Here is a 26,169-nt window from a genome sequence, read left to right on the forward strand (position 1 = left end):
CGAGTCAGTCTGCCTCATCTGCGGGCCCTGTGCCCTGTCCTGTGCGCCGTCCTGTGACTTCTGCCGGGACCCGCGGGGTCTTGCGCAGCTTGCTGAACACGGCCCAGGTCACCGCGGTGAGAGGCACGGCCACTACGGCGCCGAGCAGACCGCCCAGCACCGATCCGGCCGCGACCACGAGCGCCATCACCACGGGGTGCAGCGACACCTGCTTGCCGGTGATCAGCGGCTGCAGCACGTTCGCGTCGATCTGGGCCACCACCACCATGCCGATCAGCACCACCAGCGCCAGCACCGGTCCCTTGGCGGCCAGGGCCACGAGCACGCTGATCACGATGGCCGCCACGGGGCCGATCATCGGGATGAACGCTCCGAGGAACACCACCACCGACAGGGGCAGCGCCAGCGGCACGCCGACGACGGTGAGGAAGATCCCGGCCAGCACGCCGTCCGACAGCGCGACGAAGAACATGCCGCGCGTGAACCCGGAGAACGACGTCCAGCCGGCGCTCGCGGCGGCCTGCCAGCGGTCGTGCCGGTCCTCGGGGACGAGGGTCAGCACCCAGCGCCACATGCGGTCGCCCTGGGTCAGGAAGAACACCGTGCAGAAGATCGCGAGCACGACGGCGGTCGCGCCCTCCGCGATGGATCCCGCGCTCTCGGCGGCCGTGGTCAGGTAGGACCCCGCGTTGGCCTGGAGCCACGCTCCGCCGTCCTGCAGCCATTCGGTCGGCGTGCCCAGGTCGGCCAGAAGCGGGATGTCGGTGACCAGCACCGCGAGGTCCGTGAGGCCGGTGCCGAACTCCGTGGCGAGGTCCTCCCACCGGCTCACCACTGAGGAGACCACGTACGTCACGAGCGCGCCGACGGCGAGCACCGCGGTCAGCAGGGACGCCGCCATGGCGAGCCCGCGGGGCATCACGCGGTCGTAGAGGTCGCCCAGCGGCAGCAGCACGGTCGTGAAGACGAGCGCGAGGAACAGCGCGACGAACACGAGCTGGACCAGGCTCACCACGTAGAACACGAGGGCCACGGCGAGCCCGATGCCGATCAGCTTCCAGGCCAGGTCACCCGTGGACCGGATCCACGGGGCGCCGAAGGCGGCCGGCGGCGGAGTGCTTGGCTCCGGGGTCGTCGGCTGCAAGGTGGTCGGCTGCTCCGCCGCTGTCGTCGGCGCTACCGTCGGCGCGTCAGCCGTCATCGCCATGCTCCCACTATTGTTTTGGGCGAATTATCCAGGGCGGACGTTAGCGGCACGTCGCTTCCCCCGACAACTCATGCGCGTGCATGAGACCAAGTGTTCACCCGAGCCCGGGCACGGGCTACCGGTCCCGGCGTGACGGGGGCCGCCGGGACTGGTGCTCGCCCGCAAGGATCGCGTAGTTGAGCTCGGTGGCCCACGCGCCGTCGTCGGGCCGGATGTCGCTCTCCACGAGGCGGGCCTCCAGGCGCATGCCGAGTCGTTGGCACACCCTGGCCGATGCCGTGTTCTCCTCGTCGATCCGCGCGAAGACCCGGTGGAAGCCGTAGGTCCCGAACGCGAGGTCGAGCGCCGCGCGGACGGCCTCGGTGGCGTACCCGGCGCCGGACGCGTCGGGGCGGAGCCCGTAGCCCACCTCCACCTGGCCGGCTCCGGTAGCCCACTTGAGGAGCACCTCGCCGACGACCTGCCGTCCCGCGCGGTCGACCACCGCAAGGACGAGCACGTCGCCCGGGATGCTGAAGGGGGCACCCGACCAGTCGGCCAGCTTCCGCGCGGCAAACTCCGGCGTCCACGGCGGCTGGAACATGTACCGCGCGACTGCCGGCTGCGAGCGCCAGGCGAGGAACGCCTCGGCGTCGTCCGGGGTGACCGGACGCAGCTGGAGGCGCTCGGTGGTCAGGGGCCAGTGCGGGGTCGTCACGCCTCGCCAGTGTGCCAGCGCTCGTCGGTCACGTCACTCCCCCGCGACCCAGGTCACACCTATTTCGATTCGGGATGGGCCGCTCGCGCGTGCTATGTTTTTCCCCGCACCGGAACGGCGGAAACGCCGGGATCGGTCCACCTGTCCGGGTGGCGGAATGGCAGACGCGCTAGCTTGAGGTGCTAGTGCCCTTTATCGGGCGTGGGGGTTCAAGTCCCCCTCCGGACACTCGTTGAGACAGCGACACAGAAGGCCCCCGACCTCCACGTCGGGGGCCTTCTGTGTGGTCCGGCTGTCGCGAGGGGGCAGGCCAGGAGCGGAGCACACCGGCCGTCGCGATGAGGATGTCCAAGGACGGACCGTCACCGCAGGCGACCGGCGAAGGGCGGTGGGACACACCTGCCAACCCCGTCGACACCTGCCCGCCCGCTCGCTTGCCCCCGCTCGCGCGGCGCATCGACGGTGTCCGGCGGGAGGCAGGCGAGGATCGCCACAACCAGTACGCACTACACGGTGTCGCGGCCAGCATCCTCAGGACGGGCTCATTACGACTTCGAGTCCGTCGGACGCTGCACGGAGTAGCCGGGCGTGTGGAGTCGGTGTCGGTGACGAGGTCACCGCCGACGTGTGGCCGCTGCTGAGCGGCGCCGCTCACGGTTTGGACGCTCCGTGTTCGGCAGCGGAACACTCACGCTTGTTCGCCGGGGGGCGCTTCACAGTGCGGCCGGTGCCAGGAGGAGACGAGCGATGATCGTGGCCACGACGCTGGAGGCGATGGTGACCGCGCGCGCGAAGGTGCCTTCGTCGAAAGGCCAGGCCTGGATGCGTTCCGCCCGCTTCTCGAGGTTCTCGGCGGCGTTGAGCAACCCGGTCTGCTGCTGCAGGACTTCCAGCGTCGGACTCTGTCCGAGGGGCCGATAGGCCTCCTCGTACAGGCTCCGTGCCCGGTCGAGCTCCCGGCGCTTCAGGGTCACCATCTGTCGGTGCAGCCCACGCAGGGAGAGGAAGAAGAGCACGATGCCAGCCAGGAGGACCACCACGGTCACGACCACCGACGGCAGATCGGCGGAGCTCGCGAGGGCCAGCGGCGTGAAGGCTCCCAGCAGCGTCCAGAACCCCGTGAAGGCCAGCGACCCGACGGCCTGAAGCCCCAGGGTGCGGTCGCCGCGGTACTTGGTCAGGGTCAGCCGGCCTCGCCCGAGGCGGTACAGGCCGAGCTGCAAGGTGGCGTAGACCCACACCGCGGTGGCCATGGGAATCCCGATGACCAGCCACGTGAGGCCCTGGATCACCGCTCCGACCGGCTCACCGGCCAGCACTTCGTCCAACGGAAGAACAAGACCGACCGTCACCGTCAAGATCACCGGGATCGCGATGCTGTCCACCCCGCGGAAGAGCCGCTCGACGTCGGGTAGCTCCTCCTCCACCACACCCGCGAGCGCCGGCCGAAGCTGCCCGAGACCGTCGCTGATGCGGGCCGCCCCCCACAAGGACAGCAGGATCGCGAACGACGTCGCTACCCGGTTCGCCACCTCCCAAGAACGGTCGGCGACCGTGGTCCATCCGAAGGCTTCCGCGCCGAGGACAACTATCAGGTTGAGCCAGGGCACGAGCGCCCAGACCAGCATCCACGCCAGCCGCCGCCCCGGTAGCGCGTCCAGGATCCGCTCGGTCAGCGGCCGCGCCGCGGAGCCGCTGGTGGGCGCCGGCGCAATGAGAGAGGCCCGCGCCGCCCCAGCAGCGGCGTGAGGCCGGCGAACCTGAGGCGTCTGCATTGCGTTGCGGTTTGTCATCATGACCGCCCAGCACTCGCTTGCGAGCCGAGCAACGACCCGTCTCACTGGGCAGCGTATGCCGCCTCCACAAGGCGCGCCCACCCCGCCGATGCTGGCGGACGGGTCGGGTGAACTTGCCGCCGCTTCTGATTCCGGGATAGCCCCGGCCTAGAATCGGGATCACGAGCGGTTCACGACGTTGAGCGCCGACTCCTCCATCGGCGTCAGTCGAGCCGCAAAGCCGGAGGAGATTGCGATGAAGGCAGTTGTGTACCACGGACCCGGTCAGAAGGCCTGGGAGGACGTCCCCAACCCAGCGCTGAGGGACCCGACGGACGCGGTCGTCAAGGTCGAGACCACCACGATCTGCGGCACCGACCTGCACATCCTCAAGGGCGACGTGCCCGCGGTCACCGACGGCCGGATCCTCGGTCACGAGGGCGTCGGGGTCGTGACCGAGGTAGGCGACGCCTGTACCAAGGTCAAGGTCGGCGACCGCGTGATCATCTCCTGCATCAGCAAGTGCATGGAGTGCGACTACTGCAGGCGGGGCCTGACCTCGCACTGCGAGACCCTGGGCGGCATCGGCTGGATCTTCGGCCACCTCATCGACGGCACCCAGGCCGAGTACGTCCGCGTGCCGTTCGCCGACAACGGGCTCATCCCGCTGCCCGACGGCGTCACCGCCGAGCAGGGCGTGATGCTCTCCGACATCCTGCCGACCGGGTTCGAGATCGGCGTGCAGTACGGACAGGTCAAGGACGGTGACGTCGTCGCCGTCGTGGGGGTCGGGCCGGTCGGCCTCGCGGCCGTCATGACCGCTCGCTCCAGCGGCGCCGCGAAGGTGATCGCCGTCGACAGCAACCCATTCCGCCTCAGGGCCGCCCGCGACTTCGGGGCCACCGACACCATAGAGGCCGGCCCTGACGCGCTCAAGCAGCTCAAGGCCTTCGGCCCAGGCGGCAAGGGCGTCGACGTGGCGATCGAGGCCGTCGGCATCCCCCCGACCTTTGCGCTCTGTCTCGACGCCATCCGCCCCGGCGGGCGGGTCGCCAACGTCGGTGTGCACGGCAAGCCGGTGACCCTCCCCATCGACCGGGACTGGATCAACAACATCACGATCACGACGGGGCTTGTGAACGCCACGACCGCGCCGCAGCTGCTCGAGGACATCCAGGCCCGGCGGATCGCGCCCGAGAAGTTCGCGACCCACCGGTTTACGTTCGACCAGTGGGACCAGGCCTACGACACGTTCTCCCGCGCCGCGGACGAGGAGGCGCTGAAGGTAGTCATCTCGAGCGAGGGCTGAGTCCTCGCGGCGCTCGAACGACGATGTGAAGGGATACGTGATGACTGCTGTCGTGCTCTATGAGTCGATGTTCGGGAACACCCGCCAGATCGCCCAGGCGATCGGCGACGGCCTCTCGGACTTCACCGATGTCCGCGTGGAACCTGCGTCGGCGGGTCCCGATCTGGCGGTCGACCTGGTGGTGATCGGTGCGCCCACCCATGCGCACAGTCTGCCAAGGGCGTCTTCAAGGGGGGATGCGGCGAAATGGGCGGCCGATCCGGAACAGCATCTGGACCTCGACCCCGACGCGTCCAAGCCCGGGGTCCGGGAGTGGATCGAGTCCCTCTCGACCGCGCCGGCCGCTTGGGCCGCGTTCGGCACACGCGTGGACATCCCACGCATCTTCGCCGGCGATGCGTCGGCGGGGATCGAGCGACGGATCCGCCGCCTCCATTCACGTCCGGTTGCCGATTCCGAGTGCTTCCTCGTGACCACGAAGAACGTGCTCGTGGACGGCGAGCTCGATCGGGCTCGTGCGTGGGGGCGGTCGCTCGGCCAGGCCATGATCAAGTGACAGAGGACATGACTTCGGGACGCCGGTCGGCGCTCGGCGCTGTCGCTGCGGCGGCGGCGATAGTCGCCACGTGGGCCGTGCGGCGCGCGTCCCTTCGTTGGGGCGCGAGCGACGAGGAGCTCCGGATGCCGCTGCCCGGCGACGACGTCCTACCTGCGCCCGACCTGATGGCCACCCGGGCGATCACGATCAACGCCCCGAGTTCACGCGTGTGGCCGTGGGTCGCGCAGCTCGGCCAGAATCGCGGTGGCTTCTACACGTACGACTGGCTCGAGAACCTGGTCGGCAGCGACATCCACAGCTCGAACGTCATCGTGCCTGCGCTCCGCATCCGCGCCGTCGGCGACGAGGTCCGCCTCGCCCCTCCCGTGGCGCTGAAGGTCGCCGCCGTCGAAGATGGGCGCCACCTCGTGCTAAGCGGCGCCGTCGGTCCAGACGGCACCGGTGCCGCGGCCCCGTACGACTTCACCTGGGCCTTCGTGCTCATCGAGCGCGCGCCAGGCATCACCCGCCTCATCGTGCGCGAGCGCTTCGCATATCTCGCCGGATGGGCGGCCGCGCTCGTCGAGCCCGTCGAGATGGTGAGCTTCTTCATGTCGGAGCGAATGCTCCGCGGCATCCGGGAGCGCGCCGAGCGCCCGACGCCGGCTGGGGACTGAGCAAGCCATGCGCGCACCGGCCGAGCCCGATACCCCATCCGGGGCGGACCAACGCCGGTCGGAGCGACGAGAGCGGGGCCGGTGGATCGTGGCGGTCTCGGCGGGCGAGGGAGTCGGCTTCGCGATCGCTACCGCCTTGGCGGTCCTCACGATCGGCGGCGGGATCGATGGGCCGGGCCGGTTGGCGCTCGCGGTAGTCGGCGGCGCATTCGAGGGCACGGCACTCGCGCTCGGGCAGTACCTCGGCATGCGTGAGGGTCACCCGGTCGCGTGGCGGTGGATCGCCGCAACTGCTCTTGCGGGCGCGTTCGCCTGGGCACTCGGGATGTTGCCCAGCACGGCTGGCATCGACCTCGGCTCACCCGTGGCGCTGATCACGATAGGGGTCGGCGGGATCGTGCTCCTGGCGAGCATCCCCGTCGCGCAGTGGCTCGTGCTCGCTCGGCCACGTACGTTCCGGTGGGTTCCGGTGAACGCCGGTGCATGGGCGGTCTCGATACTCTGGACATTCGCCCCGTCGCCGTTCATCGACGAACGCAGCCCGATTCCGTTGATCGTGGCCCTCTACGTGGTGGCTGGGATCCTGATGGCCGTCACCTTCGCGTCCCTGACCGCCGGCGTCGCACGCACCATGTTCTTTCCCAGACGTGACGGCTCCGGTCAGCCCTCCGGCGCGCGAGGCAGCTCGACTGTGCGTCCTGACCCTTCGTGGCCGTAAATCCGCACCCACCGACTCCTTTCCCCGAGCCAACGGCGTGACACCCAACCGTTCGGTTGCGGCGACCTCGCCATGACGATTGGCTACAGAGATGAGTTCCGGGAGCATCCCGGATGATTGATGTGATGCACGCGCAGGCGCGGCGGCATCCCGATGACCGCGTCGGCCGCCAGGCTCCCCGCAAGTGACTTGACTCTGGATCGCGACCCCGGCAGAAGCGGAGGATCGGCGCATGTCAGCACATCGCTCCCGTAGGATCGCGGCCGTCATGTCGCTGCTGGCCGGGTATCTGGCGCTGCAGTGGCTTGGGCGCAGCTACGGGTCGACCGCGACCGAGCGCAGGGCGATGATGCCCGGCGACGAATTCGTGCAGCATCCGCAGGTCGGCGCCACGCATGCGGCCAGCATTCCTACGGCGCCCGACAACATCTGGCCGTGGTTGGTGCAGGTCGGGTGGCATCGTGGCGGCTGGTACACGCCGCGATGGGTCGACTTGCTCCTGTTCCCTGACAACTGGCCGAGCGCCCAACACATCCTCGACAGCTACCAGACCCTGAAGATCGGGGACTTCGTGCCGGACGGCGCGCCGGAGACCGAGTGCGGGTTCCTCGTCCGTGAGGTCGAGCCCGGTCGGCGGCTGCTCCTCGAGTCGACGACGCACCTGCCGCTCTCATGGCGACAGCGCAGACTGGCACACCTGCATTGGACCTGGAGCTTCCGGCTCACGCCGGTCGACGACGGGCGCGCCACGCGGTTGGTGTTCCGGTGGCGTGCCCGAACACGCCCCTGGTGGCTCACGGCCGGCGCGCACCTTGTGATCATCCCCGCCGACTTCGTGATGTCTCGCGGCATGCTGCGCGGGTTGCGCCGCCGCGCCACGTCGATAGCGCGATGAGTCCCCGCTAGAGAATGGATTCATCAGATGCATACCCTGTTCGGAGTCCTGCTGATCGTGCACGGGTTGATCACACTGGCCATCTCTGCGGGATCGTTCGCCCCACAAGGCAATATTCCGAACCCGCGTTGGCTGCGGTGGTGGCCGTCCGAGCTGGGTCAGTCGTGGATCTTTCCCGGGATGGGATGGCCGGGCGGCGTGATCTGGCTGGTCGCGGGTCTACTGCTGCTGGGCGCTGGGCTCGGGTTCCTCGGGTTCCTGGTTCCCGTTGCGTGGTGGATTCCGTTGGCGATTGCCGGCGCGATCATTGGTCTGGTGGCGCTGATCCTGTACTTTCACCCCTATTACGTCCTCGCGGTGCTGCTGAACGTCGGCATCCTTTGGGTCGGGCTGCGTCCCGATTCGTCGCTGGCAGCGTTCTTCGGGATCCGTTGAGTCATCAGTACGTCCTCAGGCCATGCGCCCGGAACTGGTCCCGCACTCGCTCGGTCAGCTCGACCGATGGTGGCTGGGTCGTCTCTAGCGCGTAGGTGCGACCGAGCGCGGCCCACTTGTAGCGGCCCATCTGGTGGAAGGGCAGCACCTCGACGCGGGTCACGGTGCCGGGCCGGATCCCGTTCAGCTCATCCACATAGGCGGCGACGCGCTCGACGTTCTTGGCGTCGTCAGTCAGGCCGGGAACCAGGACGAACCGGACCCAGACCTCGGGGGCGTAGCCTCCGGCGTCCGGCAGGCCGACCCTGGCGAGACGCCGCCCGAATGTGAGTGTGGGCTCGAGCTCGCCGCCCGTGACCCGGCGGTACGTGTCCGGGTCGCCGGACTTCACGTCGAGCAGGATCAGGTCGGTATCGGCGAGCATCCGGTCGGTGAGGTTGGCACCGAGGTATCCGGAGGTGTCCAGCGTCGTATGTACCCCCAGCTCCTTCGCACCGTGCAGCACACGGGCCGCGAAGGCCGGCTGCATGAGTACCTCGCCGCCGGACAGTGTCAGGCCGCCGCCGGTGGCCCGGAACACCGGCAGGTAGCGCCGCACCCGCGCGAGGATTTCCTCGGCCGTGACGGGCTCGCCGTCCTCCAGCGCGAGCATGTCAGGGTTGTGGCAGTACAGGCAGCGCAGCGGGCAGCCGGCCAGGAACACCGTGAGCCGGGTGCCGGGCCCGTCGACGGCGGTGACCAGCTCCCACGAGTGCACCGAGCCCAACTCACCGGACCGCATGGCGGCCAACTGGAGGGACCGGACGTCGGGCCCGGTGCGGGCGGGTGCCAGGAGTGTCATCACAGAGCCCCGTGGAAGGTCCTGCTCAGCACGTCGAGCTGCTGCTCGCGCGTCAGCCGGACGAAGTTGACGGCGTACCCGGAGACCCGGATCGTCAGCTGCGGGTAGTCCTCGGGGTGCTCCATGGCGTCCTCAAGGGTCGCGCGGTTCAGCACGTTGACGTTCATGTGATACCCGTCGAGACCAACCGACGCGTCCAGCAGGCCGGCCAGGTTGGCGACCTGCTCCTCGCGCGTTCGGCCCAGGCCCGACGGCACCACGGTGCTCGTCAGCGAGATGCCGTCCTGTGCCTCGCGGTACGGCAGCTTGGCCACCGACAGCGCCGAGGCGAGCATGCCGTGAGTGTCGCGGCCGTTCATCGGGTTCGCGCCCGGGGAGAACGGCTCGCCCGCCCGCCGCCCGTCGGGCGTATTGCCCGTGGCCTTGCCGTAGACGACGTTCGACGTGATAGTCAGGACCGACTGCGTGGGCACCGCGTCGCGGTACGTCGGGTGGCGGCGGATCTTGTCCATGAAGGACTCGACGAGCTCCACGGCGATGGCGTCAGCCCGGTCGTCGTCGTTCCCGTAGACCGGGAAGGATCCGGAGACGTCGTAATCGACCACGACGCCACGGTCGTCGAACAGCGGCATGACGCGGGCGTACTTCACGGCGCTCAGGGAGTCCGCCGTGACCGCCAGCCCCGCGATGCCGCAGGCCATCGTGCGCAGCACGTCGCGGTCGTGCAGCGCCATCTCCAGGCGTTCGTACGCGTACTTGTCGTGCATGTAGTGGATGACGTTGAGTGCCTCCACGTAGGTCGCCGCGAGCCAGTCCATGGTCGTGTCGAGGCGGCGTCGTATGTCGTCGTACTCGAGCGGCCGGCCGGCCGCGACGGGCGGGAACGCCGGCATGACCTGAGCGCCGCTGACCTCGTCTCGTCCGCCGTTGATGGCGTACAAGAGGGCCTTGGCGAGGTTCACCCGAGCGCCGAAGAACTGCATCTGCTTGCCGACGGCCATCGGGGAGACGCAGCACGCGATCGCGGCGTCGTCGCCCCAGGCGGCCCGGATCTGGCGGTCCGACTCGTACTGCAGGGCGCTCGTGTCGATGGACACCTGGGCGCAGAAGTCCTTGAAGCCGCGCGGTAGGTCCTGGCTCCAGAACACCGTGAGGTTCGGCTCGGGTGCCGGGCCGAGGTTGTACAGGGTCTGCAGGTAGCGGAACGAGGTCTTGGTGACCAGGGTGCGCTCGTCGTCCCCCATCCCGCCGACGGTCTCGGTGACCCAGGTCGGGTCGCCCGAGAAGAGCGTGTCGTACTCCGGGGTGCGCAGGAAGCGCACGATTCGCAGCTTGATGACGAAGTCGTCGATGAGTTCCTGCGCCTCCTCCTCGGTGATCAGGCCGGCCGAGAGGTCGCGCTGGAAGTACACGTCCAGGAACGTCGAGGTACGGCCCAGCGACATCGCGGCGCCGTTCTGCTCCTTTACCGCACCCAGGTAGGCGAAGTACAGCCACTGCACCGCCGATCGGGCCGTCGTGGCCGGGCGAGAGATGTCGTACCCGTACGAGGCGGCCATCTGCTTGAGCTCGCCCAGCGCGCGGAGCTGCTCGGCATGCTCCTCCCGTTCGCGGACGACCTTCTCACTGAATGGCTGCGCGTCGAGGCTGAGCTTGTCCGCCCTCTTGGCGTCGATCAGGGCGTCGACGCCGTACAGGGCCACCCGGCGGTAGTCACCGATGATCCGCCCCCGGCCATAGGCGTCCGGCAGGCCCGTGACGATGTGGCTGCGCCGCGCGGCGCGAACGTCCGGCGAGTAGGCGTCGAAGACACCCTCGTTGTGGGTCTTGCGGTACTTGGTGAACGTCTCCTTGACGGACTCGTCCACGCCGTAGCCGTAGGTCGCCAATGACGTCTCGACCAGACGCCAGCCGCCGTTCGGCATGATCGCGCGCTTCAGCGGCGCGTCCGTCTGCAGGCCGAAGATCAGCTCCGCGTCCCGGTCGATGTAACCGGGCGCGTGGGCAGTGATGCCTGCGGGGGTGTGCGGATCGACGTCGTACACGCCTCTGGCCCGTTCGGCCGGGAACATCGCGCTAACGGTGTCCCACACGTGCGTGGTGCGGGTGGTCGGCCCGGCGAGGAAGGTGGCGTCGCCCTCGTACGGGGTGTAGTTGCGCTGGATGAAGTCGCGCACGTCCACGTGATCCTGCCAGGGCCCGCCGGAGAACCCTGACCAGGCCGATCCGTACGGCTCGCTGGCCGACGCCGGTGTGGCCGGTACTTCGTGAACGATGCTCATGGTCTGCACCTGCTTTCGCTGGGACACCTTGACAAGCGAGGGACTCCGAGGTCGGGCCCGAGGGCCGGCGTCCGGCTATAGGGCTTACAGTTCAAATACCACCCCGGCGGACCCGACCCGAAGCAGTGGCGAAGGTCCCTCGTGCTCTGACGAAAGTCCCGTCGCGAGATCAGCTTCTGCCGCCCTTGCGGCTGCGCGCACCTGCGCCGGCTGGCCCACCGCGATCCTGCGCAGCCGGCGCAGTGTCGCCCCGAGCGCCTTGAGGACGACGAGCTCGCGCTGCTGCTCCGTGACCTGGGTGTACGCGACGAGCGCGACGATGAGGGTGCCGGCCGCGAACGCGACGCCGACCATGAGCCGCACCGGGGATCCGTAGATGTCGGTCGCCAGCTGCAGCGACGCATCGTGCAGCCCGGCCGGGCTCCGCACCGTGAACCCCGCCGCTTCGAGCCGGTTGCTGACCCCGGCAGGGTCGGATGTGGTCACCAGAATCGCGCCGGTGGTCCCGGTCGCCTGCAGCATCTGGTCCAGCCCGGCCGTCGTGGTGAACAGCAGCGGCGTCATGAACAGCGCGGTGTCGTCGGTCAGCCCGACCACTCACATCGGGTGCCCCGGCACTGGCAGTTGGTCGCCGAGCGTCAGGTCGTGCTGGTCTGCGAGCAACGCGTCCACGGCCACTCGTCGGCGGCCGGTGACCAGGAAGGCCCCGGCGAACAGACCGATGTGGTGCAACACGTGCGGAGTAAGCCCGGCGACGGTCGCGATCCCTGCGTGACGGCGTTCCAGGCCGCCGCCGCTCCGGGCCGGCGCGGCCGGCTCCGTTGCCCGCGTGTCCGCGCCGAAGTGGTTGTGGTCGTGGCTCATCGGGGTACTCATGAGGTGCGGCAGGGCAGCGTCGTCATTCGCGCGCGGGTCACGACGTTCCCGACCTGCTGCCCGGCCCAGCCTCAGGTGTCACGCCGGGCACACGTGATCAGGCTCCCATCCGGTGACGCCTTGGTGCATGCCCGGGTTGTGCATCCCGTCAAAGCCGGCGAGCTGGGCACACTGAACCACGTGCTGTCCGAAGCCTCCCGCGTCGGGAGCCGCTGACGCGGGAGTCGTGCCGGCCGACAAGAACACGAGCAGAGCTGCTGCGACGCCGGCGCGGATGGTCTTCATGATTGTCCTCCTCGTTGGACGTGCGCGCCCGCCGGCGCGACGTCGCGGGTGCTATGACTCCACCGTGCACCCCCACGCCTCGCGCCGCACGGGTTGGGACAGGGCCATCTGGCGTGGTGGGTCGACGGGACCTTCGCCGTCGACATTGGGCCCTTCGCCCCCTGCCTCGCCCCCGCCCGCAGGAGCGATGCTGAACGTGACCTCTCGTCGCGGGTGCCGGCCCGCGCACCCCCCGCCTCTGAATGGAGCTGCCAAGATGCCTCCTCACTGCGATTCACTTGACGGACCCGTCGTCACCGCCGCCCGACAGGCACTCGAGGCCGGCGACGTCGACCTGGTTCTGCCGTTCGTCCCCGAGCGCTGGGAGGACGACGTCCGCGCGGCTTTCGACAGCGTGCTGCCGGTACGCGGCCTGAGCGAGGAAGCCCGTGAGGTCGCCGACCGGCTGTTCTTCGAGACCGTCGTCCGGATCCACCGCGCCGCCGAGGGCGCCCCGTTCACCGGCGTGAAGCCCGCCGGGCTCGACGTCGGACCGGTGATCCCGCTCACCGAGCGGGCGATCACCACCGGGTCACCGGAGCCGGTGGCGGAGTTCCTGACCCGCGTGCTGCACGACGAGCTCACGCACCGCTTGCACAAGGTCAACACCCTCTCCGCGGCCAAAGGCCGGTCGGTGGCTGATGGCCGGGAGTGGGTCGAGGCGATGCTCGGCTTCCAGGTGTACAGCCACCATCTGCTGCAGGCGATGCACGCTCCCGCGCACGCCGAGCAGGACGACGGCGAGAACCGCGGCCACACCCACGTGTAGATACCGACCAGCGCGTCCTCGACCACCGAACACCGGCCGGGTGGATGTTCTGGTGGATGTTCATCCTCGAGAACCGGATCGGCCTGGGCGGGGTCCTGTGGGGCGCCGGCGTGCTCGTACGGCCTTGACGGAGGCGTCCGCAAGGACGACGGCCACCGGCGCGAGGAGCGCCACCGCCCAGCCCGCGGCGGGTGGCGGGCTGCCGCCGAGCAGGCCGGCCAACGGGGGCGCCAGGAACACAGCGAGCAGGACGAGCTCGATCGCGACCGCCCAGAGCAGCATCGGGTTGCCGGTCATCCGGAGCGCCCCGGCCCAGCGATACTCGCTGCGGCAGGCGAAGGCGTTGCCGAGCTGCCCCAGGACGACGGCGGCGAAGGCTGCGCCGGAGGCGGCCGCCAGAGTCTGCGCGGACGGTTCGGCGCCGACGGTCCAGCCGGCCAGGGCGAGAACCACGAAGAACGCCGCCATCTCGACGACCGCCTCGGCCGGACCGAGGACGCCGAAGACCCGCACCAGCACACCGCGGTCGATCAGCGCGCCGATGGACGGCGGCTGCCGCATCGTCCTGCGGCTGGGTGGCTCCGCACCGAGGGCGAGTGCGGGCAGCAGATCGGTGCCGATGTCAAGGGCGAGGATCTGCAGCACGGTCAGGGCGAGGGGCACGTTGCCGCCGCTGAGTGCCCAGATCAGGAACGGCGTGAGCTCGGCGACGTTGTCGGTTAGGTGATATGTCAGGAACCGGCGGATGTTGGCGAACGTCGCACGGCCCAGCTCGACGGCGGCGACGATGGTCGCGAAGTTGTCGTCCAGGAGCACCACGTCCGCGGCCTCGCGGGCAACGTCGGAGCCGCTGCGGCCCATGGCGATACCGATGTCGGCCTCGCGTAGCGCCGGCCCGTCATTGACCCCGTCACCCGTCATCGCGACCACGTGCCCCCGGGCATGGAGGGCGCGGGCGATCCGCAACTTGTCCTCGGGCGTGACACGGGCGATCACCACTCCGTCCCTGTCGACCAACTCACCGAGCGCATCGTCGTCCGCGGGAAGGTCGGACCCTTCCAGGACCGGCCCGTCCCGCAGCAACCCCACCTCTTGGGCGATCGCCGTCGCCGTGCCGAGGTGGTCGCCGGTGATCATGGCGAGCTTGATGCCCGCGCTGCGGCACGCGGCCACCGCGGCGTGGACGTCGTCGCGGGGCGGGTCCTCCAGACCGACGAGACCGAGCAGCTCCAGGTCCTTCTCCACATCGGGCAGGGGCGCGTCCTGGTCCGCCGCGCCAGCATCGCGGCGTGCGATCGCCAGGACTCGCAGACCCCGCGCCGCCATTTCGGCCACGGCACGGACAGCGTCGTCGCCCGCGGAGGTGAGCGCGAGGACCGAGTCCGGTGCGCCCTTGACGTAGACCCGATCTCCGGCGACGACCGACATGCGGCGGCGGCGGGAGTCGAACGGCAGGCGCCTGCGCAGCGGCCGCTCTGTCTCCTCGGCAGGCATGTCGACACCGGTGCGCAGGGCGAGCACGTGCAGGGCGACCTCCATCGGGTCACCGTGCGCCGTCCACTGCTCGCCACTGCGGACCATCCGTCCGGTCGAGCACCGCACGGCCGCCAGTGCGACGTCGCGGAGGGCCGGAACCACGCCGTTCTCGGCGTTGATGCGAGCGGTGGGCGCGTACCCGTGACCGACGACGGACGCTGTTCCCTCGGGCGTCCATACCTCGACGACCGACATCTCGTTGCGGGTCAGCGTGCCGGTCTTGTCGGTGCAGATGAAAGTCGTGGAGCCCATGGTCTCCACCGAGTCGAGGCGACGGACCAACGCGTTGCGGGACGCCATCCGCTGCGCGCCCCGCGCCAGCGAAAGAGTTACGGTCGGCAGCAGTCCTTCCGGGACCAGCGCGACCATGACGCCGACGGCGAAGAGGAACCCGTCGGACGCCGGCATGCCGAGCATCTGGGAGACGATGAAGAACGCGACGCCGACGGCGATGGCGATCCCTGCGATCATGCGCACGACGCGCCGTAGCCGGATCGCGAGCGGACTCGCGGAACGGCTCGCCGTCCGGGTGAGAGCCATGATGTGCGCCAGCTCCGTCGCCGCCCCGGTAGCGGTGACCTCGACGGCCGCCTCACCCTCGACCACGTAGGTCCCGGCATGGACGTCGTCCCCCGGCGATGGATGGGTAGTGGTGCTCTCGCCGGTCAGCGCCGACTCGTCGACTGCGAGCCCGGTCACGGAGACCACGCGGCCGTCCGCGGCCACCCCGTCGCCGGCCTCCAGGATTAGCACGTCCCCGACCACGATGTCCCGTACGGGGACCTGTCGACGGCGCCCGTCGCGCAGGACGATCGCCAGGGCCGGCATCAGCTCGAGCAGCTTCTGGCCGGCCTTGTCTGCCCGATACTCCTGCAGGAACGCGAAGGCGCCGTTGACGACCACCACCACGGCGATGGCGACCGCGAGCTCGGGCATGTCGGCGATCCACGCGAGAACCGCCGCGGCCCAGAGAAGCAGGGCGAAGAAATGGACCATCTGCCCCAGGAGCAGTCTCACAGGAGACGGCGGACGAGGCTTCGGAACCAGGTTCGGGCCCAGATCCTGGAGGCGATGAGCCGCCTGGGACGATGACAGGCCGACACGTTCCCCGACGCCCGGTGTATTCGTGTCGACCGTCTCCATCGTCACTCCAGATGCGCTCTGGTCACGTCCCTGCTCCGACACTATGCCCGCTGACGACGACGAGCCGACAGGGTCGACGGTCACCGTTCGACGGGACCTTCGGCGCCGCCTGAACTTCGCCCGCGCCGTCGACCTCCGCGTCCGGGGGACCTTGGTCCTACTGTTCGGGGCCGCCCGTCTCTGCCACGCAAAGTCGGCCGGCTGGTGTCCTGATGGTGAGCAGAGGAGGACGATCATGAACTACACCTGGTACCGGGGCATCGTCGTCGGAGTCGACGGCTCGCAGGAGAGCCTGTCGGCGCTGAACTGGGCGACCCTGACCGCCGATCGGCATGGAGCCCGTCTGACGGTGGTGGCTGTGCACCCCGTTCCGCCCGAGGCCGGCCCGGGCACGAGCAGTCTCATCGAGGACGCACGGGAGCAGGCACGCCGCGCGGCCCGTGCAGCGCGAGACCGGCTCGGTGGATGGCGCCCGGGAGGCAGGGACGTCGAGGTGCTCGTCCTGCCGGGGAACGCCGCCCGCGTCCTTGCCGAGCTGTCGAACAACGAAAACATCGTCGTGGTGGGGCGCCGCGGCCGCGGCGCGTTCGACCGTGCACTGCTCGGGTCCACGTCCTCAGCACTGGCGGCGGCCGCGCCCGGTACGGTCGCGGTGGTGCCAGCCGGCGCAGCGACCGACGATCCCCGCCGGATCAGGGTAGGAGCAGGGTCCGTCGACGACCCGGACGCCCTGGGTACAGCATTCGCGGAGGCGGACGCGCGCGGGTGCCCCCTCGAGGTGGTGCACGTCACGGGGACAGACCCGATCTCGTCCGCGCTGCTCGACATGGACCCCGTGGCAGCGTCGTGGCACGAGGCCGCAGCGGCGGACCTGGCCGACCGGCTTGGCCGGTGGTCTGACAAGTACCCCCAGGTCACCTACACGGTAGTGATCCGCCGCGGGGACCCGGTCGCAAACCTGCTCCACGGCCTGACCCGGTACGACATGCTGGTGGTCGGCGGACGGAGCCATTCGGCTGTCACCGGTCGCCTGCTGCGCAGCGTGCCCGAAGCCGTGGTGCGCGGTGCGCCGTGCCCGGTCGTGGTCGTGCACGCACGTCGTCATCTGGTCGCCTGACCGGGAGGCCCCGTCCGGCGAACGACTCCCGGTTGCGGCGCCACTGTTCGCGCCGGCCTGGTTTAGAGGCCGGCGTTCAGGAGAAGGCGGTCGTCCTGATGGTCCAGGAGGAACCGACAGCCGGTCAGGTGTCGGCCGCCGCCCTGCGGACATAGCCTGGGGAGGGAGGTGCGCGATGGGAGATCGGAACGCGGGTGCCGCCGCAGGCGGCGGCGCGATCTACGGGCTTGGCATCTTCGGGGCGTGGGTCTATTTCTGGCAGCAGGCTGACGGGTTCTGGGAATTCGTGTGGGCGGTTGTCCAGGGCATCTTCTGGCCGGCGTTCATGGTGTACGAGGCGTTCGCGGCGCTCGGTGGCTGACCCGCTCCAGCTCGGGTCCGCAGCTCACACTCTCGAGTGGTCCGATCCCGCATTGTTCGAGTTCTGGAAGGCCGGGATGCGCTCACCCCAACGCCATGAGCCGGTCCTGATAGCGCCGGCCTCCCTGGCGTCCAGGCATCAATGATCAGGGGACGGCATGGAGATCGTTCGGGGAGAGCGGGTAGCGCAGGAGATAGTGGGCCTGCACGAATCGGTGCGGATGGAAGAACTCAGAGATTTCTTCCCCCGTGCCATGACGGCAGCCGGCGAAGCTCTCGAAGCGCGGGGTGTGGACCCGGCAGGGCCGCCCGTGGCCCTTTACGAGGGCATGAGCGAGGGGACGTTCGAGGTGACGGCCGGGTTCCCGGTCCCCACAGGGGCCGCACCGTCGGACGACGTCGTCGTCGCGATGCTCCCTGGGGGCGCAACGGTCGAGGTGATCCACGAAGGGTCCTACGACGGCCTGTCGGACACCTACGAGGAGCTCACTGCCTGGTTCGAGGAGAACGGGATGACGCCGCCGACAGTGATGTGGGAGGAGTATCTCGTCGGACCTGAGAGCGGAGCGGATCCCAGCCACTGGCAGACTCGCATCGTGTACCCGGTGGGCTGAGCCGGGACAGGGCTGTCCGCGTCAGTTCTTCAGGATCTCTCCCGAGCTCTCCAGCACGCGCTGTGCCGTGCTCGGTTCGCGCTTCAAGGGAATGACCTCGACCGGCGCATCCTCTGCGCCGTTGTTGAGTCGCTCCCTCGAGCCTGCCGGGCACGACGACGTCCCTGGCAGGGTCGACCGTCACGGGTCCACGGGACCTTCGCCGGCAGGGGGTCTGCGGTCTCTGCTCTCGTCTCTCCAGCGAACCTCCCAGATCTCGCCCGGCGCCAGCGCCCGTTGCTGGCCGTCGAGGGCCACGGTGATCGGCAGCTGCCGCGAGCGCTCCATGCCGACGGAGACACCGTCGTGGGCACAGCGCACGGTGATGCCCCAGTGGTCCCGGTAGCGGAGCCGGAGCTCCAGGGCGTCGAGCTCGTCGGGCAGCAGTGGCTCCAGCCGGAGCACGCCACCGGTGACGTCCAGCCCCGTGTAGCAGCGCTGGACCAGGTCGACGGCTCCGGCCATCGCGCCGAGGTGTATCCCCTCGGCGGTCGTTCCACCCTGGACGTCGCCGATGTCGCTGTCGAGCGCCTCACGGAAGAACCGCCACGAGGCGCTGCGGTCCCGGCTGGCAAGCACCCAGGCGTGCACGACCGCGCTCAGGGTCGATCCGTGGCTCGTGCGCGCCAGGTAGTAGTCCACCGTGCGGTCCAGCGCGGCGCGGTCGAGCTGGTAGCCGAGCGCTGCCAGAGCGTCGAGCACGCCTCGCTCGCCGAGGAGGAACAGGAGCATCAGGACGTCCGCCTGCTTGGACGCCTGGTAGCGGTTCACCGAGTCGTTCTCCGCCTCCAGGATCCGGTCGAGCCGCCGGACGACGCCGTAACGCGACCGGTACGCCGGCCAGTCCAGCTCCGCGAGCCGGTCGTAACCCTCGAACTGGCTGATCACACCGTCGCCGTGGAACACCACCCGCATCCGCCGGCTGACGTGGTCGAACAGATCCGTCTCGTGCTCGGTCAGCCTCAGACGCGACCGCAGGGCCTTCCGCTCCCGCTCGGGCAGCAGCGCCAGGGCCTCCAGGGCGTACCGGAGCACCCGGGTGACCATGACGTTCGTGTACGCGTTGTTGTCGATCCCGGGGCGGTCCGCGTCCGGGTATCGGTCGTGGTACTCGTCGGGTCCGACCACGCCCCGAATGTCGTACCGGTCCGCGGCGGCGTCGTAGGTCGCGAGGCTGCACCAGAACCGGGCTATCTCCACGAGCATCTCGGTGCCGTAGCCATGCAGGAACGCGAGATCGCCACTGGCCTGGTAGTACTGCCAGACGTTGTGCGCCACCGCGATCCCCACGTGCCGCTGCAGATCGGTGTGGTCCTCGAGCCACCGGCCGGACACCGGGTTGAGATGCATTCGCTGCGTCTCGTCCCTGCCGTCGCTTCCGCTCTGCCACGGATACATCGCGCCCCGGTAACCGGCTTCGGCTGCCGCGCGCCGCGCCCGTGGCAGCCGTCGCCACCGGTACATGAGCAACGACCGAGCCACCTGGGGCAAGCGCAGGAGCAGGAACGGGAACACGAACAACTCGTCCCAGAAGATGTGCCCCCGATAGGCCTCGCCGTGCAGGCCGCGTGCAGGCATGCCGACGTCGAGCTGCGTCGTGTGCTCGGACAGGGTCTGCAGCAGATGGAAGACGTACAGGTTCAACGCCAGCTGCGAGTCACCAGGTACGGCCACCTCGCTCGTCCGCCAGAGGCGTTCCCAGGCGCGCACGTGGTCCGCCAGCAGCTCGTCGAAGGGCGGGATGCGGACCGCGTGCCGCCGGGCGGCGTGCAGGGACTCGGAGATCGCCTGGTCCTGCGAGGTATACATCGCTACCCGCTTCTCGACCGTCACCGGCACGCCCTGGGCCATGTCCAGCCACAGCCGCACGGCCGACTCGCCGGCAGTGTGGTCGAACGTGGCGGTCACCGGCTTCGACCGGTCATTGACCACGACCGTCATCGCCTGTGCGATCCGGATCTGCGACGTGGCGGTGCGGACCTGTAACCAGGCGACGCCCTCGTCCCTGTCGTAGCCCTCCGCGACGGGGACGAGATGCCGGCCGTCGAGGTCCCGGTACCGCGCGACCCCGGAGTTGGACACCCGACCGTCGAGGCCTGCGCGGACCTCGAGCCGCCCCGACCAGTTCTCCGCGACGAATGTCGTCTCCAGGGCAGCGACGTGCGGGTCGTGCATCGACACCAGCCGCCGTTGGGTAACGGCGAGCACCCGGCCGACCGAGTCGCGAAAACGGGTTCGCCGGGTCAGCAGCCCTCGTCGTGTGTCGAGATCCTGCCGGTGTTCCAGGACGTCTCCCCCGGCAAGGCTCAGCCAGTCCTGTCCGGGCGTACGGAAGGTGAGCGGCAGCCAGTTCGGTGCGTTGACCAGGTCCTCGTTCTCGACCGCGCGGCCTGCCACCGTCGACGTCAGCCGGTCGTAGCAGCCGGCGAAGTACGTGCCCGGGTAGTGCACGCCGTCGGCCGGCGACTCCGGTGCGGCGCCCCGGGTGGCGACATAGCCGTTTCCCAGGGTGCACAGGGCCTCCCTCAGGCCTTCGGCGGCTGGGTCGAAGCCCTCATACGACAGGGTGACGTGTTGCATCGTGCCTCCCCGCCACGGTGAGGTCGGCGAGGTCGCCGACCACGACATGGGCTCCTCGGCCCGCCATGTCCTCGCTGATCCGGCCGTGCCGGTCCACGCCGATCACCAGTCCGAACCCGCCCCGGTGGCCGGCCTCGATGCCGACCAGGGCGTCCTCGATCAGCGCGCAGCGGCCGGGCGGCACCGCGAGACGCCTCGCGGCCTCCAGGAACAATGCCGGGTCCGGTTTACCCGCGAGCCCGAGCCGCTCTGCGTCGAGACCGTCCACCCTCACGTCCACCAGGGCCTCCACACCCGCGGCCCGCAGCACCGGCCCGCAGTTGCGGCTCGCCGACACGGCCGCGATGGCGGTCCCGCGATCCCGCAGTTCGTGCAGGAAGGCCAGCGTGGACCCGAACGCCTGGACCCCGTGGTCCCGGACCTCGTCAAGGAAGTATCGGTTCTTCCGGTTCAGCAGCGACTCGAGGGTATCCGCCCCGTCTTCGCCCAGCTCGGGCAGCGCGATCCCCCGCGAGCCGAGGAAGCCACGGGCACCGTCTTCTCGCGACCGGCCGTCGACGAAGCGCACGTAGTCGGCTTCGACGTCGAACGGCGGCAAGCTGACACCGGCCCGAGGACCTTGGTCCCGGAGCAGCTCGTCGAACGCTCGCTTCCAGGCTGCCGCATGAATGCGAGCGGTGTCCGTGATGACGCCGTCCGTGTCGAGGACGACGGCGTCGATGGCCCCCAGGTCCAGCCTGGCGCGGCGCGTCGTTGTCACGTCGTCATCCCCTTTCACTGTGGAGTCAGGAGATCGGTCTGCTGGGCCGTCGCGCCGCGGTCTCGGCGCCCAGAACGCTCCCCCACACTCGGGCTCGATCAAGCTCGCCGTCGACCAGAGGACCGGCAATGTCGGTGACCCGGAAGCTTGCGGGAGCGGCGACGAGGGAGTAACCCAGCCGGTCCAGCCGGCGGCTCGCCGCGCGCGCTGCGGAGCCCGGGATGCGCGAGGCCACCCGGGTGTCGAACGTCGTGGCTTCCGTCTCAGCCTTGACTCCTGGAAGAGCGCCGAGCCACTCGCGGATGCCGCGATCGCGTGAGACGACGGCTGCGGACCGCTGGGCGGCATCACGCCTGGTCGTTGGGCGCGACATGCTGAAGGCGTGGGTCGGCCCGCCGACCACCAACAGCGTGACGTCGGCAGGCACGGTGACGGGCGCCGCCCCCACCTCGACGACGTCGGCGTGCATCGACGCCTCGATCCCCTCCCCGATCGCCCGCGCGACCGCCTCGGTGTTGCCGAACATGGACTCGTAGACCACGAGCGCGCGCATCGCAATTACCTCCTGTGATTGGTAGTTCCACACTCCTTTGCTGACGCCATGGGATGTCAGGGGCGTCCGGCCCGGGTCTGCGGGACGTTGGTCCCTGCCCAGAGCCTGCCCGCTCACGGAGACTGGGATTGCCGGCCGCGGAGCGGTCAATACATCCGGCAGACGGTCACCTGAAGGGAGAAGGTCATGGATGTCGTCGACGCACGGGTGGAGAGGATCCTGAGGGCAGGGGCGAGCGCTCCGAGCGTGTTCAACACCCAGCCCTGGCAGGTGAAGGTCACGGACCACATCGTGGCCGTCCGTGCGGATCCGTCGCGGCAGCTTCACCACTCCGACCCGCACGGCCGCGAGATGCTGATCAGCTGCGGAGCCTTCCTGTTCAACGCCAGGACAGCCGCTCGCCGCGAGTCGCTGACTGCCGCGGTCAAGGTGCTGCCCGACCCGTCCGACGACCTGCTGGTTGCCGAGGTCGAGCTCGAGCCAGGCCCAGAGCCCAACATGGACGAGCTCGAGCTGTCCGTGGCGATCGCGCGACGCGCCACGTCACGAGTCCCGTTCGACGACCAGCCGCTGTTCACAGACGTCCTGATGGCCATCCAGCAGGCTGCCCGTGACGAGGGCGCGGAACTGCGCCTGATCCAACCCTCCGAGCCCGTGCGTGAGGAGGTCATGGGACTCGTGCGCCGGGCAGAGGCCCTCGCCGCGGAGGACCCGGTCGCCCGCGGCGAGGAGGCGGCCTGGACCACCACAGACGCGGACCGCTCCGACGGCATCCCCCAGGAGCTGCTCGGCCCGGAGCCAGTCAACGACCAGGCGCCGGTACGACGGTTCCTCGCCAGCGCGGGGAGTACACAGTTCGAGGAGCGGTCCACGACGGCGGTGCTCTGGACACGTGGTGACTCTGCCCGGGACTGGATCTGCGCGGGTCAGGCGCTGGAGCACGTGCTGCTGGTCGCTACCACCTACTTCGTCCACGCGTCGTTCGCGACCACCGTCCTGGAGAACCCGACGACCCGCCACGACCTGCGCCGAGTCCTGTCACTCGAGGGAGCACCACAGATGCTGATGCGGCTGGGGTACAGCTCGTTGCCGATGCACACACCTCGCCGCTCCACCCACCAAGCGACCGCGCACCACGACGAGTGATGGACGACGCGCGACGTCGGTCCGGTCCTTAGCGTTTACCTACGCCACCCCGCCGGGATGCCGTGAGCGCCAGACCAGCTTGCGGAGCTCGTCGAACCAGAGCACGGACGAGGCCATCGCGACCGCGACGCCCCAGTGCGCGAGGTCGAGGCCAGCCGTCCCGAAGGCGACCTGGAGGAAGGCACCTGCACGACGGCGATCTGGAGCACCAGGCCCAGGCCGATCGCTGCCCAAAGCCAGCGGCCCGTGAACATCCGGTGGAACGCGCTGGTGGTCTCCGACCGGGAGTTGAGCACGTTGAACAGCTGCGCGAGGACAAGCGTGGTGAACCCGGCGGTGCGGGCCACCGTGAGGGAGTCGGTTCCCTCGACCAGCCCGCCCGGCAGGAAGATGTCGATGGTCAGCAGGGTTGCCACGCCCATGACGAACCCGATGGTCAGGACGCCCGTCCACATCCGCGCGTCGATGATCCGATCGTTGATGCCGCGCGGGGGACGTGCCATGACGTCGTCGGTCTCCGGGTCCACGCCCATGGCAAGGGCCGGCCCGGAGTCGGTCACGAGGTTGATCCACAGGATCTGCGTGGCCAGCAGCGGCACGACGACGGCCTCGCCGCCGGCCGCTCCCTCCAGGCCGACGACCCCGGCCAGCACTACGCCGAGGAGCACCGTGAAGACCTCGCCCATGTTTGACGAGAGCAGGTAGCGCAGGAACTTCTTGATGTTGTCGAAGATGATCCGGCCCTGGCGCACGGCGGCGACGATGGTGGCGAAGTTGTCGTCGCCCAGGATCATCTTGGCCGACTCCTTGGTCACCTCGGTCCCCGTAATGCCCATGGCCACGCCGATGTCGGCGGTCTTCAGGGCGGGGGCGTCGTTCACGCCGTCGCCGGTCATGGCGACCACGTGCCCGTCGGCCTGGAGGGCGTCGACGATCTGCAGCTTGTTCTGCGGCGCGACGCGGGCGTAGACGGACACGGTCCGCGTGGTCTCGCGCAGACCCTCGGCGTCGAGGCCGTCGAGCTCCGTGCCGCTGACCGCGCGCGCGCCGGGCTCCACGATGCCGAGGTCGCCGGCGATCCGGGTGGCGGTGACCGGGTGGTCGCCGGTGATCATCATGACGCGGATGCCGGCCCGGCGGGCCTCGGCGACCGCCGCCGCGACCTCGGGGCGTGGCGGGTCGATGATGCCGACCACACCGAGGTAGACCAGGTCGGACTCGTGCTCCTCCAGCCCCTGGGCGCCAAGGCCTTCCGCGACCCGCCGGTAGGCGACGCCGAGCGTGCGGTACGCCTGCTGCGACAGGCGCTCGACGTCACCGAGCGCCCTCGCCCGGCGCTCCTCGTCCAGCGGGACGGTCCGGTCGCCGACCTGTATCTCGGTGCAGCGAGGCAGGAGCACGTCCGGTGCGCCCTTGGTGACCAGCGCCCAGGCGCCGTCGCCCGGCGGATCCACCAGCGCGGACATCATCTTGCGCTCGGACGTGAACGGGACCTCCCCGCGGCGCTCGAAGCCCGCGACTCGGTCCACGGTGCCGGTGAGCTTGTGCGCGGCCACAAGGAAGGCGGCCTCGGTGGGGTCACCCTGCACGGTCCACTCACCGTCGCGCTCGACGAGCTGGGCGTCGTTGGCCAGCGAGCCGCCGCCCAGCACCATGGACACTTCCCGGACGAGCTGCTCGTCAGTGAGCGGCTGGCCGACACCGTCCCCGCCGGTTCGCGCCTCGCCGTCGGGCCGATATCCCACTCCGGTGAGGGTGACCTCGCCGGAGGCGGTGAACACCCGCTGGATGGTCATCTCGTTCTTCGTCAGGGTGCCGGTCTTGTCCGAGGCGATCACCGAGGCCGAACCGAGCGTCTCCGCGGAGTGCAGCTTCTTGACCACGGCGTTCCGGCGCGCCATGCTCTGGACTCCGACGGCCAGGACCACCGACAGGATCGCGGGCAGCCCTTCGGGTACGGCGGCCACTGCGAGCGAGACGCCGAGCAGCAAGACGGTGACGAGGTCCGACGCCGTGCGGACGTCGTTGACGACTGCTGCCAGGACCATCACGACGGCGGCGATGCCGATCACCGTGAGGCCGAGAACCTTGCTCACCCGCGAGATCTCTCGTTGCAGCGGGGTGACCTCTTCGTCGGTGGCGTCGAGCAGCTCGGCGATGGCCCCCATCTCGGTGTCCATCCCGGTGGCCACCACGACGGCGCGGCCGACGCCCTGGGCGACGGCGGTGCCCTTGTAGACCATGTCGAACCGGTCGCCCAGCGGCGCCGGGGCCGCGAGCACCGCAGCGTCCTTGAGGACGGCCTCGCTTTCTCCGGTCAGCGAGGACTCCTGGACGCGCAGCGCCGTCGCGCTCAGCAGGCGCGCGTCAGCGCCGACGGCGTCGCCCTCGGTGAGCATGAGCACGTCACCGCGCACGAGCTCGGTCGACCGCGCGGTGACCCGGCGCCCGTCGCGCAGCACGGTGGAACTCGCCTCCGTCATGGAGCGGAGCGCCGCGACGGCGCCCTCCGCCTTGCTCTCCTGAACCAGGCCGAGCACCGCGTTGAGCACGACGATGGCGGCGATCACCACAGCGTCGACGGGCACGCCCTCCGCTCCCTCGACCCACCAGACGGTCACCGAGATGGCTACAGCCACCAGCAGCAAGGCCACCAGTGGGTCCCGGAACTGGTCCAGGACCTTGCGCCAGAGCGGCACAGGTGGTCTGGACCGCAGCTGATTCGGGCCGTCCGCGGCCAGGCGGCGCGCGGCCTCGGCCTCGTTCAGCCCGACGGACGGGTCGACGCCGAGCTCGCGGGCGACGTCGTCCGCCGCCCGCACCGACGGATCGAAGGGCAGACCAGCGGGCGCGGCGACGGACGACGGCTGGGCAGACCTCGGAGTGGCCACACAGCGATCATTCCATCGACGGCCGACAGCACATCGGCCGAAGGTCCCGTCGATCGGTGACCGTTGCCCCTCCCGCGTGCCGGCCCA

At 69.8% G+C, this 26,169-nt stretch carries 24 protein-coding genes and 1 tRNA gene; 12 read left to right on the forward strand and 13 right to left on the reverse strand.

The genetic code is table 11. From position 1 onward, the window contains the following. Positions 1-4: 4 nt before the first annotated feature. A complete protein-coding gene (locus IE250_RS20015; protein ID WP_229872614.1) occupies positions 5-1,207 on the reverse strand; it encodes an AI-2E family transporter in 1,203 nt (400 codons plus the stop codon). 115 nt (positions 1,208-1,322) lie between these two features. Next, the gene (locus IE250_RS20020) at positions 1,323-1,904 is read right to left on the reverse strand and encodes a GNAT family N-acetyltransferase (RefSeq protein WP_229872615.1); all 582 of its coding nucleotides are present in this window, start codon (positions 1,902-1,904) and stop codon (positions 1,323-1,325) included. A 143-nt stretch (positions 1,905-2,047) separates the two neighbouring features. Here IE250_RS20020 and IE250_RS20025 point away from each other — a divergent pair. Next, positions 2,048-2,132, forward strand: a tRNA-Leu gene (locus IE250_RS20025). 485 nt (positions 2,133-2,617) lie between these two features. Here IE250_RS20025 and IE250_RS20030 read toward each other — a convergent pair. After that, positions 2,618-3,697 (reverse strand): hypothetical protein, encoded by a 1,080-nt coding sequence (locus tag IE250_RS20030; protein WP_189671045.1) that lies wholly within the window; start codon positions 3,695-3,697, stop codon positions 2,618-2,620. 238 nt (positions 3,698-3,935) lie between these two features. Between IE250_RS20030 and IE250_RS20035 the strand changes: the two genes are divergently transcribed. The 6 genes from IE250_RS20035 to IE250_RS20060 all read left to right on the forward strand — a co-directional run bounded on the left by IE250_RS20035 (position 3,936) and on the right by IE250_RS20060 (position 8,251). After that, positions 3,936-4,988, forward strand: coding sequence for an alcohol dehydrogenase catalytic domain-containing protein (locus tag IE250_RS20035; RefSeq protein ID WP_189671046.1), 1,053 nt, complete (start codon positions 3,936-3,938; stop codon positions 4,986-4,988). Positions 4,989-5,055: 67 nt separating this feature from the next. After that, positions 5,056-5,544, forward strand: a complete 489-nt coding sequence (locus IE250_RS20040; RefSeq protein WP_189671047.1) for a hypothetical protein — start codon at positions 5,056-5,058, stop codon at positions 5,542-5,544. Positions 5,545-5,552: 8 nt separating this feature from the next. Next, a complete protein-coding gene (locus IE250_RS20045; protein WP_189671048.1) occupies positions 5,553-6,203 on the forward strand; it encodes an SRPBCC family protein in 651 nt (216 codons plus the stop codon). Positions 6,204-6,210: 7 nt separating this feature from the next. Beyond that, positions 6,211-6,921 carry an MFS transporter gene (locus IE250_RS20050; protein ID WP_229872616.1) on the forward strand — a complete coding sequence of 237 codons (711 nt, stop codon included), beginning with the start codon at positions 6,211-6,213 and terminating at the stop codon, positions 6,919-6,921. A 232-nt stretch (positions 6,922-7,153) separates the two neighbouring features. Then, on the forward strand, positions 7,154-7,816 hold the full coding sequence (locus IE250_RS20055) for a hypothetical protein (RefSeq protein ID WP_189671049.1): 663 nt from the start codon (positions 7,154-7,156) through the stop codon (positions 7,814-7,816). 27 nt (positions 7,817-7,843) lie between these two features. Next, a complete protein-coding gene (locus IE250_RS20060) occupies positions 7,844-8,251 on the forward strand; it encodes a hypothetical protein (RefSeq protein ID WP_189671050.1) in 408 nt (135 codons plus the stop codon). 4 nt (positions 8,252-8,255) lie between these two features. Here IE250_RS20060 and pflA read toward each other — a convergent pair whose 3' ends face one another. From pflA to IE250_RS20085, 5 genes are all read right to left on the reverse strand, one after another. Next, positions 8,256-9,092, reverse strand: a complete 837-nt coding sequence (gene pflA / locus IE250_RS20065; RefSeq protein ID WP_189671051.1) for a pyruvate formate-lyase-activating protein — start codon at positions 9,090-9,092, stop codon at positions 8,256-8,258. Further along, a complete protein-coding gene (pflB, locus tag IE250_RS20070; RefSeq protein ID WP_189671052.1) occupies positions 9,092-11,374 on the reverse strand; it encodes a formate C-acetyltransferase in 2,283 nt (760 codons plus the stop codon). Before pflB ends, pflA begins: the two co-directional genes overlap by 1 nt. 84 nt (positions 11,375-11,458) lie before the next feature. Next, positions 11,459-11,971 carry an ABC transporter permease family protein gene (locus IE250_RS20075; RefSeq protein ID WP_189671053.1) on the reverse strand — a complete coding sequence of 171 codons (513 nt, stop codon included), beginning with the start codon at positions 11,969-11,971 and terminating at the stop codon, positions 11,459-11,461. Further along, complete coding sequence (locus IE250_RS20080; RefSeq protein ID WP_189671054.1) at positions 11,972-12,238, reverse strand: hypothetical protein; 267 nt, start codon at positions 12,236-12,238, stop codon at positions 11,972-11,974. Between the two features lie 90 nt (positions 12,239-12,328). Continuing rightward, a complete protein-coding gene (locus tag IE250_RS20085) occupies positions 12,329-12,535 on the reverse strand; it encodes a hypothetical protein (RefSeq protein WP_189671055.1) in 207 nt (68 codons plus the stop codon). A 256-nt stretch (positions 12,536-12,791) separates the two neighbouring features. Here IE250_RS20085 and IE250_RS20090 point away from each other — a divergent pair, with 256 nt between their 5' ends. After that, positions 12,792-13,343: a DUF6448 family protein gene (locus IE250_RS20090; protein WP_189671056.1), complete on the forward strand. Its 552-nt coding sequence runs from the start codon at positions 12,792-12,794 to the stop codon at positions 13,341-13,343. Positions 13,344-13,403: 60 nt separating this feature from the next. On the opposite strand, the gene IE250_RS20095 is transcribed toward IE250_RS20090, so the two are convergent. Continuing rightward, complete coding sequence (locus IE250_RS20095) at positions 13,404-16,022, reverse strand: cation-translocating P-type ATPase (protein ID WP_189671057.1); 2,619 nt, start codon at positions 16,020-16,022, stop codon at positions 13,404-13,406. Positions 16,023-16,257: 235 nt separating this feature from the next. Here IE250_RS20095 and IE250_RS20100 point away from each other — a divergent pair, with 235 nt between their 5' ends. The 3 genes from IE250_RS20100 (at position 16,258) to IE250_RS20110 (ending at position 18,113) form a co-directional block, all read left to right on the forward strand. Further along, positions 16,258-17,139, forward strand: a complete 882-nt coding sequence (locus tag IE250_RS20100) for a universal stress protein (RefSeq protein WP_189671058.1) — start codon at positions 16,258-16,260, stop codon at positions 17,137-17,139. Positions 17,140-17,314: 175 nt separating this feature from the next. Continuing rightward, a complete protein-coding gene (locus IE250_RS20105; RefSeq protein ID WP_189671059.1) occupies positions 17,315-17,500 on the forward strand; it encodes a hypothetical protein in 186 nt (61 codons plus the stop codon). A 157-nt stretch (positions 17,501-17,657) separates the two neighbouring features. Then, entirely contained in the window at positions 17,658-18,113 is a 456-nt protein-coding gene (locus IE250_RS20110; RefSeq protein ID WP_189671060.1) for a GyrI-like domain-containing protein, read from the forward strand. Positions 18,114-18,293: 180 nt separating this feature from the next. Here the strand turns inward: IE250_RS20110 and IE250_RS20115 are convergent, their stop codons facing one another. The 3 genes from IE250_RS20115 to IE250_RS20125 are packed head-to-tail and all read right to left on the reverse strand — an operon-like array spanning position 18,294 to position 22,045. Continuing rightward, entirely contained in the window at positions 18,294-20,732 is a 2,439-nt protein-coding gene (locus IE250_RS20115; RefSeq protein WP_189671061.1) for a glycoside hydrolase family 65 protein, read from the reverse strand. Then, positions 20,707-21,492, reverse strand: a complete 786-nt coding sequence (locus tag IE250_RS20120) for an HAD family hydrolase (protein WP_189671062.1) — start codon at positions 21,490-21,492, stop codon at positions 20,707-20,709. Before IE250_RS20120 ends, IE250_RS20115 begins: the two co-directional genes overlap by 26 nt. Before the next feature lie 25 nt (positions 21,493-21,517). Continuing rightward, on the reverse strand, positions 21,518-22,045 hold the full coding sequence (locus IE250_RS20125) for a flavodoxin family protein (RefSeq protein ID WP_189671063.1): 528 nt from the start codon (positions 22,043-22,045) through the stop codon (positions 21,518-21,520). A gap of 186 nt (positions 22,046-22,231) precedes the next feature. Here IE250_RS20125 and IE250_RS20130 point away from each other — a divergent pair, with 186 nt between their 5' ends. Then, complete coding sequence (locus IE250_RS20130; protein WP_189671064.1) at positions 22,232-23,191, forward strand: Acg family FMN-binding oxidoreductase; 960 nt, start codon at positions 22,232-22,234, stop codon at positions 23,189-23,191. Positions 23,192-23,226: 35 nt separating this feature from the next. Here IE250_RS20130 and IE250_RS20135 read toward each other — a convergent pair whose 3' ends face one another. Beyond that, entirely contained in the window at positions 23,227-26,082 is a 2,856-nt protein-coding gene (locus tag IE250_RS20135; protein ID WP_308434174.1) for a cation-translocating P-type ATPase, read from the reverse strand. Positions 26,083-26,169: the final 87 nt, after the last annotated feature.

This window comes from Promicromonospora soli, assembly GCF_014653785.1.
Taxonomy (GTDB): Bacteria; Actinomycetota; Actinomycetes; order Actinomycetales; family Cellulomonadaceae; genus Promicromonospora; species Promicromonospora soli.